Consider the following 15,516-nt stretch of genomic DNA (forward strand, 5'->3'; position numbering starts at 1 on the left):
CACTTCCTTTGCTTTATATGTTGGTGGTGCTCAGTACTTCGTCGAGCGAGGTCATGCCTTGCTTGACCTTGAGCAAACCGGATTCACGCAGATTCTTTACACCTTCGGCTGCTGCCTGTTTCCCCAGGTCGAGGGAGTTGGCGCCGCTCATGATCAGGCGTTGCATGGCTTCCGAGACCGGCATGACCTGATAGATGCCGACCCGTCCCTTGTAGCCGCTGCCCTTGCAGCGCTCGCAACCGACTGGGCCGTACAGTGTCCACGAGCCGTCGAGGTCGGACTCGGTAAAGCCGGCATCGAGCAGGGCCTGGTTGGGAACCGTCATCGGCTTTTTGCAGGTGCATAGCCGGCGAGCCAGGCGTTGTGCGGTGATCAACTGGATACTCGACGCGATGTTGAAGGTAGGGACCCCCATGTTCATCAGTCGCGTCAGGGTTTGTGGTGCGTCATTCGTGTGCAGCGTGGAAAGCACCATGTGGCCGGTCTGGGCTGCCTTGATGGCGATTTCGGCGGTTTCGAGGTCGCGGATTTCGCCAACCATGATGATGTCCGGATCCTGGCGCAGGAAGGCCTTGAGGGCTACCGGGAAGGTCAGGCCGGCGCGGTCGTCAACGTTAACCTGGTTTACGCCGGGCAGGTTGATTTCAGCGGGATCCTCTGCGGTCGAGATATTGACGCCATCCTTGTTCAGGATGTTGAGGCAGGTATAGAGCGACACCGTTTTGCCGGAGCCGGTCGGACCGGTAACCAAAACCATGCCGTAAGGACGGTTGACCGCGTCGAGGAGTGCTACTTTTTGTTCCGGCTCGTAACCGAGCGCCTCGATGCCGAGCGTGGCCGAGGTTGGGTCGAGAATACGCAGAACGATCTTTTCGCCTTGCAATGTCGGCAGGGTGCTGACCCGGAAGTCGATGGCGCGGGTCTTGGAGAGCACCAGTTTCATCCGGCCGTCCTGGGGGACGCGCTTTTCGGCGATATTCAGGCGCGAAATAACCTTGATGCGGGAAGCGATCTTTTCCTTGATGGCGAGCGGTGGCGTCGCGACTTCGCGCAGGATGCCATCGACACGGAAGCGAATGCGGTAATACTTTTCGTACGGCTCGAAGTGGATGTCCGAGGCGCCATCGTTGATGGCGTCGAGCAGCATCTTCTGGATGAACTTGACGACCGGGGCATCGTCGATTTCCTGGCCCGCCGCTTCGTCCACCTTATTGTTGGATTCTTCATCCAGGAAGTCGAGGTTGATGTCATCGCCACCTAGATTCTTCAGGCTATCTTCAGTTGATTCGGAAAATTTGCTGACAAGAGGAATCAGTTTCGGGTGTTCGACAACAATCGGGTCGACCGCGAGACCGGTCTGGAAGCGGATCTCATCCAGAGCCCGCAGGTTGGTCGGATCGGAAATGGCAACCGACAGCCGGTTGCCTCGCTTGTTGAGCGGGATGACCTTGTGGGTGGCCATGAGCTTGCGGTCAATGGCCGTTGCCGGGATGTGGGCTTCGTCGAAGGCGTTGAGGTCCAGCAGCGGATAGCCGAAGGTGTCGGCGACAAAGCGTGCGATGTCCAGAGCCGAGGCCTTCTGGCTGGCGATGATCTGTTCGATCAGTGGAATCTTGGCTGAGCTCGCTTGCGAGATCAGCTGTTCGGCCTCTGCCTCCTTGAGTTGCCCGGCTTGTACCAGTGCTCGTGCCAGGCCGCTAAGAGGAGTAGTTTGAGGTGTCGCTGCCATTAATTACAGTCAAATGCCGTCTAGATCGGGCGATGATGCTACGTAGGCGCATGTTTGTAAAGGTTGTTCGCCCGGGGCGCTGCTTGTTCAGGGGCGATAGATCCTGACGGTGACGACGCTGCGGTCCTTGGTTTGCAAAATCTCGACCGGGATGCCGGCCAGTTTGATGCTGACATCCGACTCGGGAATGTCCTGAAAATGCTCCAGGATCAGTCCGTTCAGCGTTTTTGGGCCATCCAGAGGGAAATTCAGGCCGAGCATGCGATTGATTTCCCGCAGGGGGCGGGAACCTTCGACAATGACCTGGCCTTCCGGTGTCCAGTTGAGCGAGTTCCCCAGGCCGGGCAGCGAGGTGGTGAAATCGCCGACAAATTCCTCAATGATGTCTTCCAGGGTCAAAAGACCAAGGATTTCACCGTATTCGTCGACGACAAAGCCGATTCTCTGGCGGTTTTCCTGGAAGAAGGCCAGTTGCGAAAAGACCGGTGTGCCGGCCGGGATGTAGTACGACGGTTGTAGCTGCTGCAGAAGCGCCGCTTCGTCGAATTCGGGATCGCCGAGACTGGCGAGCAGGCGCCTGACCGGCAGGATGCCGATCAACTGGTCGAGCGACTCGCGGCAAACCGGCAGGCGGCTGTGGTGACTGGTGGCCAGTTGGGTGCGGACTTCCGTCCAGTCCAGGTCGAGGTCGAGAATCTCGATCTGGCCACGTGGGGTCATCACATCTTCGACGGTGATGTTGGTCAGTTCAAACAGGCTGGAGAGAATGGTTTGGTGCTTTTTCGGCATCAGGTGTGATGATTCCAACACCAGACTACGCAATTCTTCCTGCGAGAGCTTGCTTTCGCCGTGCATGCTGCCGGGCGAGAGGCGAATTGTTTTCAGCAGTGCCGTGACGAACAGATTGACGAACCAGATAATCGGGTAGGCCAGTCGCAGCAGGGGAGTGAGGACGTAGCTCAGCAGCGGGGCGAGTCGATCGGCGTGGGTGGCGCAAATCACCTTGGGTGATATTTCGGCGACGACGAGCAGGGCGAAGGTGATGCTTAATGTGCCAATTTCCAGCGCCCATTTCGATTCGCCGAACAGCGCCAGGGCGATGTAGCCGGTGAGCGTGGCGGCCGCAGCATTGAACAGGGTGTTGCCGAGCAGGATCAGGCCAAGCAGTTTGTCGGTCTGGCTGAGCAGGGCGAGCGCCAGTTTGGCTCCCCGGTGTCCGTTCTGGGCGGCGTGGCGCAGACGGAAACGATTGGCCGCCATCATGGCGGTTTCGGAACCGGAGAAAATGCCGGACAGGATCAGCAGCACGAACAGTGCGCCGAACATGGCCGGCAGCGGCAACTCATCCATTGGCTTCAGATCCTGCCGAGTATCACTTCAGCAACGAAGCGGCTGCCCACGTAGGCGAGAATGAGCAGCGCGAAGCCGGTCAAGGTCCAGCGCAGGGCGCGTTTGCCGCGCCAGCCCCAGGCGTGGCGCCCGAACAGCAATGTGGCGAAGATGCCCCAGGAGGCGAAGGCGAACAAGGTCTTGTGGTCGATGCTCAGCGGCTTGCCGAACAGGGCTTCCGAAAAGAACAGGCCGCTGCCCACGGTCAGGGTAAGCAGGATGAAGCCCAGCGTCAGCATGCGGAAAAGCAGGGTTTCCATCGCCATCAGCGGCGGCAGGCTGGCCAGGCTGCGCTTCAGTGTGCGCTTGTGCAGCGCGTTTTCGGTAAACCCCATGAAGATGGCGTGCAGGGCCGAGAGGGTCAGCAGGCTGTAGGCCAGCATGGCGGCGAGGAAGTGCAGTTTGAAGCCGGTCGCCGAGGCGTTGGCAACCAGATGCACATTCGGGAAAACGACCGGCAGGAAGGAGCAGGCGGCGGCCAGTGGCAGGACCATGGGCTGCATGCCCTCCATTCGGGCCATGAAACTTTCCAGCCAGTAGATGAGGACGGCCAGCCACATCATCAGCGACAGCGCGAAACCGAACGAGAAATGCATGCCGGCTTCGCCGAACAGTCCCTGGTAAAGCCCGATTGCCTGGATCAGCAGGGCGGCAGCAATGGCCGCGCGCTCCCAGGTTTGCATGGGGCTCGCCACGGACTGGTGCTCGCCTTCGCGCCAGCGGGTGTTCCAGAAATGGAAAGCGAGCCCGGCATATAGCAGGGCAGCGAGAATGTGGGGCAGAAGCTGAATTACAATGTCGGCCATCCGCAGATTCTACTAGAAGCCAATCACCCATGCTCGATAACCTGACCAATCGCCTTGCCCGCGTCATGAAGACGCTCAAGGGCGAAGCTCGCCTGACCGAAACCAATATTGCCGATGCCCTGCGCGAAGTCCGCATGGCGCTGCTCGAGGCCGACGTCGCCTTGCCGGTGATCAAGGACTTCATTGCTGCCGTCAAGGAAAAGGCGGTGGGCGAGGAAGTCATCGGTTCGCTGAGTCCCGGTCAGGCGCTGGTTGGGGTCGTGCATGCCGAATTGACCCGTTTGATGGGCGATGCGCACGAGGGTATCAACTTCAATACGCAGCCGCCGGCGATCGTCCTGATGGCCGGTTTGCAGGGGGCGGGCAAGACGACGACGGTCGGCAAGCTCGGCAAGTTCCTCAAGGAAAATCACAAGAAGAAAGTGCTGGTTGTCTCCTGCGACGTCTATCGTCCGGCGGCTATCGAGCAGTTGAAATCGGTGGCCGGGCAGGCGGGGGTCGATTTCTTCCCGTCGACCATCGGCGAAAAACCGGAGGCGATTGCGCTCGCCGCCGTTGATTGGGCGAAGCGGCATTACCACGACGTGTTGCTCGTCGATACGGCCGGCCGTCTGGCGGTCGACGAAGAAATGATGGCCGAAATCAAGCGCCTGCATGCGGCGATCAATCCGATCGAAACCCTGTTCGTGGTCGATTCGATGCTCGGTCAGGATGCGGTCAATACCGCCAAGGCCTTCAATGAAGCCCTGCCGCTGACCGGCGTCGTGCTGACCAAGCTCGACGGCGATGCGCGCGGCGGTGCGGCGCTTTCCGTGCGCCATATCACCGGCAAGCCAATCAAGTTTTCCGGCGTCGGCGAAAAACTCTCGGGGCTCGAAGCTTTCCATCCGGAGCGCATGGCGTCACGGATTCTCGGCATGGGCGACGTGCTGTCGCTGATCGAGGATGCGCGCAAGGGGCTGGATGAAGAAAAGGCCGTCGCCTTTGCCAAGAAGCTCAAGTCCGGCAAGGGCTTCGATCTCAACGACTTCAAGGAACAGATCGGCCAGATGCGCAGCATGGGCGGTTTGTCGGCGCTGATGGACAAGATGCCGGCGCAGATCGCCCAGGCGGCCGGGCAGTTGCCGGCCGGTGCCGAGAACAAGATGATCGGGCGCGTCGAAGGCATCATCAATTCGATGACGCCGCTTGAGCGTTCGAAGCCGGAACTGATCAAGGCCAGCCGCAAGCGCCGTATTGCGATAGGGGCCGGGGTTCAGGTGCAGGACGTTAACCGTCTGCTCAATCAGTTCGAGCAGTCGCAGAAGATGATGAAAATGATGACCAAGGGCGGCATCGGCAAGCTGATGCGCGGCATGAAGGGGATGCTGCCCGGTATGGGCCGCTGATCAGCGGCCGGTTTGCGCCAGCCTGGGGGCGGCTTCGTAGCCCCAGTTGTTTTGCCAGGCGGCACGCACCATGTTCGGGTATTCCGGCTTGCCCAGGCTGCCGTTGTAGCGGCCGAGGGCGCGATACAGGTCGCCCTTCTCGATATCCAGGTAGTGACGCAGGATGGTGCAGCCGTAACGCAGGCTGGTGCGCAGGTCGAACAGGTTGTCATCCGGTCGACCGATCAATTTGACCCAAAATGGCATGACCTGCATGTAACCGCGCGCCCCGACCGACGACACTGCGTATTTGCGAAAGCCCGACTCGACCTGCATCAGGCCGAGTACCAACTGCGGGTCGAGACCGGCCCGGGTCGCTTCGTAATGCACGCTGCGCAGCAGATCCAAGCGGTATTCGCGATCGGGAATGCGCTTGCTTAGCCGGCGCGACATTTCGCCCAGCCAGTCGGCAGCTTCCAGCGGATTCTTGAACGAACTGACCGTCGGTCGCGAGTCCGATACAGCCTTGTGCAGGGCGCCCTGCACGCTGGCTGCAAGCGGCTCGTATTTTTGCGCGCCGGCAAAGGCTGCCGACGCGCCACTCAGCAATAGCGCGGCAATCAGCCGGCGCACAGCTTTCCCTTGATGATCCCGACGATGTCGGCCTGCGGCAGCAGCGTTGCTTCGGCGTCGCGGCGGCCCTTGTACTCGACCTGGCCATCCTTGAGGCCGCGCTCGCCGATGACGACGCGGTGCGGGATGCCGATCAGTTCCATGTCGGCGAACATCGACCCGGGGCGTTCGTTGCGGTCGTCGAGCAGAACGTCGATGCCGAGATCCTTGAGCTCGCCATAGAGCTGGTCGGCGGCGGCCTTGACGGCCTCGCTCTTGTGGTAGCCCATCGGCACGATGCAGACCTCGAACGGCGCGATGCTGGTCGGCAGGATGATGCCCTTGTCGTCATTGCCCTGTTCGATGGCAGAGCCGACGATGCGCGAAACGCCGATGCCGTAGCAGCCCATTTCCATGACCTGGCTCTTGCCGGTTTCGTCGAGGAAGGCGCAGTTGAGGGCTTCGGCGTATTTGGTGCGGAGCTGGAAGATGTGGCCGACTTCGATGCCACGGCAAATTTCCAGGGTGCCCTTGCCATCCGGCGACGGGTCGCCGGCGACGACGTTGCGGATGTCGAAAACTTCCGGTTCCGGTAGGTCGCGGCCGAAATTGACACCGCTCATGTGATAGCCGGCTTCGTTGGCACCGCAGATGAAATCGCTCATGACGGCGACGGCACGGTCGGCGAAAACGGCCACTTTTTCACGGTCGACCGCTACCGGGCCGATAAAACCGGGTTTGCAGCCGAGGCGGGCGATGACCTCTTCTTCAGTGGCGAAGCGGAAAGCGCCCAGCGCAGCGATCTTGCTCGCCTTGATTTCGTTGAGTTCATGGTCGGCGCGCAGCAGGAGCAGGGCGAAAGTCTCGTTGCCTTCTTCCTCGCTGACGACGGCAATGGATTTGACGATTTCTGTCAGGTCGACCGCCAGGAACTTGGCGACATCGGCGCAGGCCATCTTGCCCGGGGTGTGGGTCTTCTCCATTGCCTTGCCGGCGGCCGCGCGCGGCGTTGTCGGGGCAAGCGCTTCGGCCAGTTCAACATTGGCGGCGAAATCGGAAGTCGGGCAGAAGGCGATGTCGTCCTCGCCGGAGTCGGCCAGAACGTGGAATTCATGCGAGCCGGTGCCGCCGATCGAGCCGGTGTCGGCCGCCACGGCGCGGAACTTCAGGCCGAGGCGGGTGAAAATCTGGCTGTAGGTGGCGTACATCTTGGCGTATTCGCGCTTCAGATCCTCGAAGGACGAATGGAAGGAATAGCCGTCCTTCATCAGGAATTCGCGACCGCGCATGACGCCGAAGCGCGGGCGGATCTCGTCGCGGAACTTGGTCTGGATCTGGTACAGGTGCAGCGGCAGCTGGCGGTAGCTCTTGACGTCGCGACGGACGACATCGGTGATCACTTCCTCGTGCGTCGGGCCGATCACGAAATCGCGCTGGTGGCGATCCTTGAAGCGCAGCAATTCCGGGCCGTATTGTTCGCCACGACCGGATTCTTGCCATAGCTCAAAAGGTTGTACGGCCGGCATCAGCAACTCAAGCGCGCCGGCCTTGTTCATCTCGTCGCGGACGATGTTCTCGACCTTGCGCAACACGCGCAGGCCGAGCGGCATCCAGGTGTAAATGCCGGCGGCGGAGCGCTTGATGAAGCCGGCGCGCAGCATCAGTTTCTGGCTGATGACTTCAGCGTCGGCGGGGGCTTCCTTGAGAGTGGTGAAAAAGAACTGCGTAGTGCGCATGGGATGCTCTTGAATTCGTTGCCAAAAGGGCATTTTACACCTTGCACGTCCTTTGCATGCGGGGGGGCTTTGTGAAAGAATCGAGGTAACTATTAATTTTGCAGGATTCTTATGCTTGACCGTGAAGGCTATCGCCCGAACGTCGGCATCATCCTTTGTAACGCGAAGAACGAGGTTTTCTGGGGTAAGCGCATACGTGAACATTCGTGGCAGTTTCCACAAGGTGGCATCAAGCGCGGCGAAACGCCGGAGCAGGCGATGTACCGGGAGCTGTATGAAGAAGTCGGGCTGTTGCCCGAGCACGTGCGCATCCTCGGGCGGACCAAGGGCTGGTTGCGTTATGAGGTGCCGACACACTGGATAAAGCGCGAATGGCGCGGTTCTTACAAGGGGCAGAAGCAGATCTGGTTTCTGCTGCGCCTGGTAGGGCGGGATAACGACGTCTGCCTGCGGGCGACCAACAAGCCGGAATTCGATGCCTGGCGCTGGAACGACTACTGGGTGCCACTCGACTCGGTGATCGAGTTCAAGCGCAGTGTTTATGAGCAGGCACTCAATGAACTTGTGCGTTTTCTCGATCTGGACCGGCGTGCCCGTCCGCGGCGCGGCGATGCAGGCATGTTGTCCGGGGATGCGCCGGTGATGGGCGATAGGGAGTGATGCTGATGTTGCGCAAGATATTGTTGCTTGGCTTGTCTGTTTGTCTTGCGGCAAATGTTTTTGCAGCGGCAGAAGTGGATGACGAGGATGAAAACAAGCCTTGGCAGGAGCTCGAAGTTCAGTTCCCCGCGCCGCCGTTGGCCGAAAATCTGCAGCCGTTCCATGTCAGTGCGACGACAGACAACAAGTTTTTCATCGATATGGCCTCGCTGAGTGTCGGCGATGATGGGGTTGTGCGCTACACGCTGCTTGTTGTCGCGCCGGAAGGTGGTCGCAATGTGACTTTTGAGGGCATGCGTTGCCAGACGCGCGAGCGTCGGATTTATGCTTCCGGGCGAGCTGACGGTTCCTGGGTGAAGTCACGTAATAACCAGTGGGCGCGCCTGCAACCGGCAAGTGTGAATCGTCATCATGCGGCGCTCTTCCTCGAATATTTCTGTCCGACCGGGGGCATTCTGAGCGATGTTGAGGCGGTAAGGCGCGCCTTGAAGCAGGGTGGCTACGCGGATACATGGGCGCGCTGAAAGTATGTCGATTGATCGTCTGATTCTCGAGTTTGATCTGGCTCTGCGCACGGTGTGTGCTTCGGCGCGCAGCGTTCGTCCGCTACCCGGGCGGGACTTGCCTGAGCAGGAGCTGGGTGCGCAGGAGCGACGCCATGTTGTTGGCCTGATGCGGGTCAATCATTGCGGTGAAGTTTGCGCGCAGGCGCTTTATCAGGGGCAGGCCCTGACTTCCCGTGATCCGGAAGTGCGTGAAGCCTTGCGCAGTGCAGCCCAGGAAGAAACCGAGCATCTTGCCTGGACCGAGCAGCGGATCGCTGCATTGGGTGGGCGGAAAAGCTTGCTGAATCCGCTTTGGTATGCAGGCTCCCTGTCGCTCGGCGTGTTTGCCGGGGTGCTGGGTGATCGCTGGAATCTCGGCTTCCTGGCTGAAACGGAGCGCCAGGTGGAGGCGCATCTGGACAGCCATTTGCGTAGTTTGCCGGAGGGGGATCTACGCTCGCGGGCAATCGTCGATCAAATGCGTCTTGATGAAATCGAGCATGCAGAAACTGCAATTCGTCATGGTGCAGCGGAACTGCCGCTGTTCGTCAAGCAGGCAATGAAGGCGATGGGCAAGGTGATGACCGGGGTTGCCTACCGCCTCTGATTGCTCAGGCTTCTTCGATGATTTCGAAGTCGTGAGTGATTTCTGCCGTCTTGCCGATCATGATCGAGGCCGAGCAGTATTTGTCTTTTGACAGTTCAATGGCGCGCGCCACGGCTTCGGGTTTGAGATTCCGGCCTTTGACCCGATAGTGGAAATGAACGCTGGTGAAAATCTTGGGGTCTGTTTCGGCCCGTTCCGCTTTCAGGCTGACGTCGCAGCCACTGACGGCGTGCCGGCCTTTTTTCAGGATCAGCACCACGTCGAATGCGCTGCAGCCGCCTGTTCCGGCCAGAACCATTTCCATCGGGCGAAAGCCGAGGTTGCGGCCGCCGGCTTCCGGGGCGCCATCCATAACGACAGCGTGGCCGCTGCCTGATTCAGCAACAAACGACATGCCTGCGTCGTTGCCCATCCATCGTACTGTGCATTCCATCGGGGGTCTCCTTTGAAGATCGACGATTCTAACGGATATCGCCAGCTTGCTGCGTTGGCGGGTGTGATGTTGCAATGCAGCATTTGTGCTCATTTCTTGCGGGGGGAGGGGCTAGATTTTTTTGGTTAAACAATAGGATATATGTTTCTAAATATTTATATTTTTGTTTTAAAAACATAATCATTGTGTTTGATAAAAATAGTTTATGCGCCGATAAATTTTCTGGTTGTGCGGCGCACAAAAATGGCTTGCCGTGAGTTTTGCTTTGGGGCAGAATGCAAAGCGTACGAACCGTAGTTGATAGTTGTGAATCTTCCCCGGTTCAGATTTGTCTCCTCCACCCTCCTCCTTTGGTGTGGATTTAACGCGGCTCAGCGAGCCGCGTTTTTTTTGGTATTTTTTATCGGGTGTTTTGTTGTAATGGCATTGACACCTCGGCGGGAGTTCGGCTAGAATCCGCGCCTTTCTCCAATCTGCGCCCAAATTTTTCAGGACGGCACACTTATATGAAAACGTTTTCCGCCAAGCCACATGAGGTGAAGCGCGAGTGGTTTGTGGTAGACGCCACAGACAAGGTGCTCGGCCGCCTCGCTACCGAAATTGCTCGCCGCCTTCGTGGCAAGCACAAGGCTATCTACACGCCGCACGTTGATACCGGCGACTTCATCGTCGTTACCAACGTTGAAAAGCTCACCGTTACCGGTAACAAGGCCGAAGATAAGAAGTACTACCGCCACTCCGGTTATCCGGGCGGTATCTACGAAACCAACTTCAAGAAGATGCAGCAGCGTTTCCCGGGCCGCGCCCTCGAAACCGCCGTCAAGGGCATGCTGCCGAAGGGCCCGCTGGGCTACGCAATGCTCAAGAAGCTGAAGTGCTACGCTGGCGAGCAGCATCCTCACACTGCCCAGCAGCCCAAGGCTCTGGAAATCTAAGGGATCATCATGGCTGAAAGTTATTTCTACGGTACCGGTCGTCGCAAGAGCGCCGTTGCCCGTGTTTTCATGAAGCGTGGCTCTGGCGCCATCGTTGTAAACGGCAAGCCGGTCGACCAGTTCTTCTCCCGTGAAACCGGCCGCATGATCGTGCGTCAGCCGCTGGCTCTGGTTGAACAGCTGAACGGTTTCGATATCAAGGTTAACGTGATCGGTGGTGGCGAATCCGGCCAGGCCGGTGCTGTTCGTCACGGTATCACCCGCGCCCTGATCGAATTCGATGCCGCTCTGAAGCCTGCTCTGTCCAAGGCCGGTTTCGTGACGCGCGATGCCCGTGAAGTCGAACGTAAGAAGGTCGGTTTCCACAAGGCACGTCGCCGCAAGCAGTTCTCCAAGCGTTAATTCGCTTGTCGCTGCGAAAAAGCCGCCTTCTTGGCGGCTTTTTTGTTATTGGTCTGCGGAGTATCATGCTGCCACGCTTGGCGAGCGTATCCTGTCTGCGGTTTTTTGCTGCGGCGGGTTATTTCCTCTGTGTTCGTGCGAGCCGCGAACCAGTTTCTTCTCCGAATCAAGCAAAGGTCTGATGCCGACACCTGCAGTCACCCTGAAGTTGCGTAGATTCCGGCGTCGTTTCGGGATTGCGGCGCCACGTGTCGTGGTGCGCAGCCATTTGCCCTGGTCCTGGCTGGCGGCCGCCGGTGGGCTGCTGTTGCTGCTTGTGATTGCCTCGCTCTGGATGGTCATGCAGCACAATGAAAGTGGTGCTCTGGGGCGCGAGTTGGACAACCAGCGTTTGATCATTCAGGAGCAGCATGAAGAACTGAACCTGTTGCGGTCGACTGCCGGTACGGAGAAAAATGCCGTGCATATGGAGCGTGCGGCGCAGCAGCAACTGCTCGCCAGGATTCGCGGTCTGGAGCAGGAGAATGCTTCGCTCAAGGAAGACATCCTGTTGTTCGAGCGCTTGATTCCGGTGGTGGGCGAAGAAGCCGCGCTGCGTATCGAAAATTTTCGTCTGACGCCGGAGGGCAAGGGGCGTTATCGCTATCGCCTGTTGCTGGCCTTTCAGCCGAGCAAGCAGGCACCGGATTTTCGCGGTCGACTGCAATTGGCGGTGGTTTTTGCGCTGGCCGGCAAGGAGCAGCAGTTGCTTTTGCCTGAGGGGCGAGGCGAGGCAGCCGATTTTCATATTGAAATGAAGCACTTCCTGCGCCGTGAGGGGGTCATTGAGTTGCCGTCCGAGGCGCAATTGCGCTCCATCGAGGCGCGTATCCTGCTCGGTGATACACTTAAAGCCAAGCGCATGGCGCAACTTTAGGAGTTGATTTCATGTTCGGTAAAAAGACTGACAGCAAGCCGCAAGGTCGTATCGACAGCCTGATCGGGGCCGGAACCGTGGTCGAAGGCAATATCCGCTTCAGCGGCGGACTGCGCATCGATGGCGAGGTCAAAGGCAGTGTCGAGGCCGCCGAGGGCGCGACTTCCTCTACCCTAGTGCTCAGCGAGCAGGCGCGGGTCGAAGGTTCAGTGACGGTGGCGCATCTGGTCAGCAACGGTACCGTGGTTGGTCCGGTGACGGTCAGCGAGTCGCTGGAAATGCAATCGCGTGCCCGTATTGTCGGTGACGTCGATTACGCGCTCATCGAAATGCACCAGGGCGCCGTGATCGAAGGGCGTCTGGTTCATCGTGGCGCGAAATCGGTGGAACTAAAGCTCGCCGCTTCGAACTAAGTTGATTGACCGGGATTGCACTGGCTCTCATAATCTCGCAGAAAATTTTTCAGGAGTTTCCCCATGAATGCAGCAACCGATGTCGTTTCCCCCATCCTCTTCACCGACAGTGCCGCCAACAAGGTCAAGGAACTGATCGAAGAAGAAGGCAATCCGGGCCTGAAACTCCGCGTTTTCGTCACCGGCGGCGGCTGTTCCGGCTTCCAGTACGGTTTCACCTTCGATGAAGAAGTCGCCGAAGACGACACCACGATGGAAAAGAACGGCGTGACCCTGCTGATCGATCCGATGAGCTACCAGTATCTGGTTGGTGCCGAGATCGATTACTCGGAAGGCCTGGAAGGCTCGCAGTTCGTGATCCGCAATCCGAACGCCACCTCGACCTGCGGTTGCGGTTCGTCCTTCTCCGCCTGATTCAGGCGGCCGGGCCGAGCGGCTCGGCAGAGCAGTCGCAGCCCTTGCCCGCGGCGATCCAGCGGGCGAGCAGGCGACTGGCCAGAGGTTCGGCTGCCCGCGGCAGCCAGCCCAGATAATTTCCCGGCGCGGTCAGCAGACCGCAATGGTAGCGATTGGCCCCTGTAGACCAGCTGAGTGCCGGGCAGGGGCCTTTCTTTTTCCGGAAGCGCAGGCGCGCCGCCGGACAGGTTTCCAGCGCGCAGCAGACGCCGCAACCGTTGCACGGCTCGCCTTCGGCCGGCTTGGCCGGCGCGGCGTGGTGCAGGCGGATGATTTCCTGCGGCATGTCTAGGGTTTGCCGAGAAACAGTTCCGGATCGACCGGTGTGTTGTTGAGAATCACCGCCCAGTGCAGGTGCGGGCCGGTGGCGCGGCCGGTGGCACCGACTGCGCCGAGGATTTCGCCCTTTTTGACCGGTTGACCGCTACGCACATCGATGCGCGACAGGTGCATGTAGGCCGTGATCAGGCCCTGGCCGTGGTCGAGGAAAACCGTATTGCCATTGAAGAAATAATTTCCGGTATTGGCGACGATGCCGTCGTTCGGTGCCGTCACCGGCGCGCCGCTGCCGGCCGCAACATCGAGTCCGGCATGCGGGTTGCGCGGCAGGCCGTTGAAAATGCGGCGCAGGCCGAAGCGTGACGAGAGGCGGCCGCTGGCCGGCTGGGCGAAGTCGCTGAGCGGCATGGCCGGCGAAAAACTGCGCTTGATGGCCTCGGTCGTCGCCTGTTCGCGTTCGATGCGGACGAGATCGGCGGCATTCGGCTCAACCTTGCGCTGGTCGCGGATGGTCAGACGCTGTTCCGGGTAATTCTTGAGCTGGATCGGGACGCTGAGTTTCGTAGCGGTCGACGCCCGCAAAACGACGATTTCCAGTTCGCCTGGCAGCGTGTCGAGCGGAATGCCGAACAGTGCGAACCAGCGATTGTTGTCGCGAACGACGGCGAGTGGCTGCTCGCCCCAGCGTGCCGTCGGTGCTGGTGAGCTGGCCGGGCCGAGATCGATGACCGCGACGCCGCCTGGCACCGGCGAGTGTCCGGGCAGGGCGAGTGCGGCCGTGCTGCAGCAGACCAGGGCAAGGAAGAGCATCCGGCAGGAATTCATGAGTTCTCCAGCCCGGCCCACCACAAGCGCAGGCGCAGGCCGAGTTCGCTGGTGTAGCCGAGGGTGATGAAACGGATATTGCCGGCCGGGTCGAGCACGATGAAAGCAGGTACGCCGGGCAGGCCGTACTGCCGCATCAGGGCGCCCGTTGGGTCGGGCAAGGTCGGCCAGGTGTAGCCGCGTTCGGCCATCACTTTGCCGATCTGTGCCGCGTCGCCGGACTGGCTGGCAATGCTGAGCAGCGGCCATTGATTGGCGATGGCGCTGACGTTGCCGGCGGTGGTCCGGCACACCGGGCACCAGTCGGCCCAGAAGTAGATCAGGGCGGCCTCGCCGGGATGTTCGCGGTGCCAGTCGGCGAGTTGAAAAAGGCTGCCGTCGAGGCGTTGACCGCTGAATGCCGGCGCGGCGCCGTGCGGCGTATCGCGCGCCTGCCAGAGCTGGATGCCGATGAAAATCGCGGCGAAGAGCAGGCCTTCGAGCAGCCAGTTGCGCCAGCGCGGCGGGGGCTTTTTGTCGCTCAAGCGGGCCTAGAGCGGGTTGGCCTTGAAGGTGTTGCACTGGTTCATGTCGCCGCTTTCGAAGCCGCGCCGGAACCAGCGTACGCGCTGCTCCGAGCTGCCGTGCGTGAAGCTTTCCGGCACGATGCGACCTTGTGCCTGCTGTTGCAGACGGTCGTCGCCGATCGCCGAGGCGGCGGTCAGGGCGGCTTCGAGATCGCCCGGTTCGAGGACGTTCTTCATGGTATCGGTGCGCTTGCCCCAGACGCCGGCCAGGCAGTCGGCCTGCAGTTCCATGCGTACCGACAGGGCGTTGGCCTCGACCTTGCCGGCACGCTGCTGGGCGTTGTGCACCTTGTCGGCAATGCCGAGCAGGTTCTGTACGTGATGCCCGACTTCGTGCGCGACGACATAGGCCTGGGCGAATTCGCCCGGCGCGTGGAAGCGGGTTTTCAGTTCCTGGTAGAAAGCGAGATCGATATAGACCTTGTGGTCGCCCGGGCAGTAGAACGGCCCCATCGCGGTCTGGCCGGTACCGCAGGCGGTCGGTGTGGCGCCCGAGAAGAGGACCAGCTTCGGTTGTTCGTACTGGCGGCCGTTGGCGCGGAAAACATCGGTCCAGGTGTCTTCGGTCGAGGCGAGCACCTTGGAGACGAAGCGTGCCATCTGGTCGTCGGCCGGTGGCCGGTGGGCGGCCGGGGCGCTTTGTTCGATGGCTGGCATGCCGCCGCCACTGAGCATGTTGAGCACGGTCATCGGATTGATGCCGAGGAAGTAGCTGGCGACCAGCGCGATGGCGATGCTGCCAAGGCCGAGACGGCCACCGCCGAAGCTCAGGCCGCCGCCACCGCCACTGCTGCGGCGGTCTTCGATATTGTCGCTTTCGCGTTGGTCGTCGAGGCGCAT

General features: G+C 60.2%; 19 protein-coding genes. 9 read left to right on the plus strand and 10 right to left on the minus strand.

Annotated elements, in window-relative coordinates:
• Positions 1-13: 13 nt before the first annotated feature.
• The 3 genes from pilB to KIG99_RS13505 all read right to left on the minus strand — a co-directional run bounded on the left by pilB (position 14) and on the right by KIG99_RS13505 (position 3,924).
• Positions 14-1,729 carry a type IV-A pilus assembly ATPase PilB gene (gene pilB / locus KIG99_RS13495; protein WP_226460629.1) on the minus strand — a complete coding sequence of 572 codons (1,716 nt, stop codon included), beginning with the start codon at positions 1,727-1,729 and terminating at the stop codon, positions 14-16.
• Between the two features lie 87 nt (positions 1,730-1,816).
• Positions 1,817-3,079, minus strand: coding sequence for an HlyC/CorC family transporter (locus KIG99_RS13500; protein ID WP_226460630.1), 1,263 nt, complete (start codon positions 3,077-3,079; stop codon positions 1,817-1,819).
• Between the two features lie 5 nt (positions 3,080-3,084).
• A complete protein-coding gene (locus tag KIG99_RS13505; protein WP_226460631.1) occupies positions 3,085-3,924 on the minus strand; it encodes a cytochrome C assembly family protein in 840 nt (279 codons plus the stop codon).
• 29 nt (positions 3,925-3,953) lie between these two features.
• Between KIG99_RS13505 and ffh the strand changes: the two genes are divergently transcribed.
• Entirely contained in the window at positions 3,954-5,312 is a 1,359-nt protein-coding gene (gene ffh / locus KIG99_RS13510) for a signal recognition particle protein (RefSeq protein WP_226460632.1), read from the plus strand.
• Here ffh and KIG99_RS13515 read toward each other — a convergent pair whose 3' ends face one another.
• A complete protein-coding gene (locus tag KIG99_RS13515) occupies positions 5,313-5,924 on the minus strand; it encodes a lytic transglycosylase domain-containing protein (protein ID WP_226460633.1) in 612 nt (203 codons plus the stop codon). It lies immediately after the preceding gene.
• Positions 5,912-7,639 carry a proline--tRNA ligase gene (locus KIG99_RS13520; protein ID WP_226460634.1) on the minus strand — a complete coding sequence of 576 codons (1,728 nt, stop codon included), beginning with the start codon at positions 7,637-7,639 and terminating at the stop codon, positions 5,912-5,914. The genes KIG99_RS13515 and KIG99_RS13520 overlap by 13 nt, the downstream gene beginning before the upstream one ends.
• Positions 7,640-7,750: 111 nt before the next feature.
• On the opposite strand from KIG99_RS13520, the gene KIG99_RS13525 reads away from it, so the two are divergent.
• Genes KIG99_RS13525 through coq7 form a run of 3 tightly spaced genes read left to right on the plus strand, consistent with a single transcriptional unit; the run spans position 7,751 to position 9,451 of the window.
• Positions 7,751-8,299 (plus strand): RNA pyrophosphohydrolase, encoded by a 549-nt coding sequence (locus KIG99_RS13525; protein WP_226460635.1) that lies wholly within the window; start codon positions 7,751-7,753, stop codon positions 8,297-8,299.
• A 5-nt stretch (positions 8,300-8,304) separates the two neighbouring features.
• The gene (locus KIG99_RS13530) at positions 8,305-8,823 is read left to right on the plus strand and encodes a CNP1-like family protein (RefSeq protein WP_226460636.1); all 519 of its coding nucleotides are present in this window, start codon (positions 8,305-8,307) and stop codon (positions 8,821-8,823) included.
• Positions 8,824-8,827: 4 nt separating this feature from the next.
• Positions 8,828-9,451: a 2-polyprenyl-3-methyl-6-methoxy-1,4-benzoquinone monooxygenase gene (coq7, locus tag KIG99_RS13535; RefSeq protein ID WP_226460637.1), complete on the plus strand. Its 624-nt coding sequence runs from the start codon at positions 8,828-8,830 to the stop codon at positions 9,449-9,451.
• Positions 9,452-9,455: 4 nt separating this feature from the next.
• Here coq7 and KIG99_RS13540 read toward each other — a convergent pair whose 3' ends face one another.
• Positions 9,456-9,884, minus strand: a complete 429-nt coding sequence (locus KIG99_RS13540) for an OsmC family protein (RefSeq protein ID WP_226442480.1) — start codon at positions 9,882-9,884, stop codon at positions 9,456-9,458.
• 506 nt (positions 9,885-10,390) lie between these two features.
• Between KIG99_RS13540 and rplM the strand changes: the two genes are divergently transcribed.
• From rplM to erpA, 5 genes are all read left to right on the plus strand, one after another.
• A complete protein-coding gene (gene rplM, locus KIG99_RS13545) occupies positions 10,391-10,819 on the plus strand; it encodes a 50S ribosomal protein L13 (RefSeq protein WP_117607868.1) in 429 nt (142 codons plus the stop codon).
• A gap of 9 nt (positions 10,820-10,828) precedes the next feature.
• Positions 10,829-11,221: a 30S ribosomal protein S9 gene (rpsI, locus tag KIG99_RS13550; protein ID WP_226442481.1), complete on the plus strand. Its 393-nt coding sequence runs from the start codon at positions 10,829-10,831 to the stop codon at positions 11,219-11,221.
• A gap of 181 nt (positions 11,222-11,402) precedes the next feature.
• A complete protein-coding gene (locus tag KIG99_RS13555; RefSeq protein ID WP_226460638.1) occupies positions 11,403-12,137 on the plus strand; it encodes a DUF6776 family protein in 735 nt (244 codons plus the stop codon).
• Positions 12,138-12,148: 11 nt separating this feature from the next.
• The gene (locus tag KIG99_RS13560) at positions 12,149-12,550 is read left to right on the plus strand and encodes a bactofilin family protein (protein ID WP_226442483.1); all 402 of its coding nucleotides are present in this window, start codon (positions 12,149-12,151) and stop codon (positions 12,548-12,550) included.
• 63 nt (positions 12,551-12,613) lie between these two features.
• Positions 12,614-12,964 carry an iron-sulfur cluster insertion protein ErpA gene (gene erpA, locus KIG99_RS13565; RefSeq protein ID WP_226442484.1) on the plus strand — a complete coding sequence of 117 codons (351 nt, stop codon included), beginning with the start codon at positions 12,614-12,616 and terminating at the stop codon, positions 12,962-12,964.
• A 1-nt stretch (position 12,965) separates the two neighbouring features.
• On the opposite strand, the gene KIG99_RS13570 is transcribed toward erpA, so the two are convergent.
• From KIG99_RS13570 to ypfJ, 4 genes are read right to left on the minus strand one after another with little or no spacing between them, the layout of a single operon-like run.
• The gene (locus tag KIG99_RS13570) at positions 12,966-13,292 is read right to left on the minus strand and encodes a hypothetical protein (RefSeq protein WP_226460639.1); all 327 of its coding nucleotides are present in this window, start codon (positions 13,290-13,292) and stop codon (positions 12,966-12,968) included.
• 2 nt (positions 13,293-13,294) lie between these two features.
• Positions 13,295-14,110 carry a M23 family metallopeptidase gene (locus tag KIG99_RS13575; RefSeq protein WP_226460640.1) on the minus strand — a complete coding sequence of 272 codons (816 nt, stop codon included), beginning with the start codon at positions 14,108-14,110 and terminating at the stop codon, positions 13,295-13,297.
• A complete protein-coding gene (locus KIG99_RS13580; protein ID WP_226460641.1) occupies positions 14,107-14,634 on the minus strand; it encodes a protein disulfide oxidoreductase in 528 nt (175 codons plus the stop codon). The genes KIG99_RS13575 and KIG99_RS13580 overlap by 4 nt, the downstream gene beginning before the upstream one ends.
• A gap of 6 nt (positions 14,635-14,640) precedes the next feature.
• Entirely contained in the window at positions 14,641-15,516 is an 876-nt protein-coding gene (gene ypfJ, locus KIG99_RS13585; protein ID WP_226460642.1) for a KPN_02809 family neutral zinc metallopeptidase, read from the minus strand.

The sequence above is a fragment of the Quatrionicoccus australiensis genome (genome assembly GCF_020510425.1).
In the GTDB taxonomy this organism is placed as follows: Bacteria; Pseudomonadota; Gammaproteobacteria; order Burkholderiales; family Rhodocyclaceae; genus Azonexus; species Azonexus australiensis_A.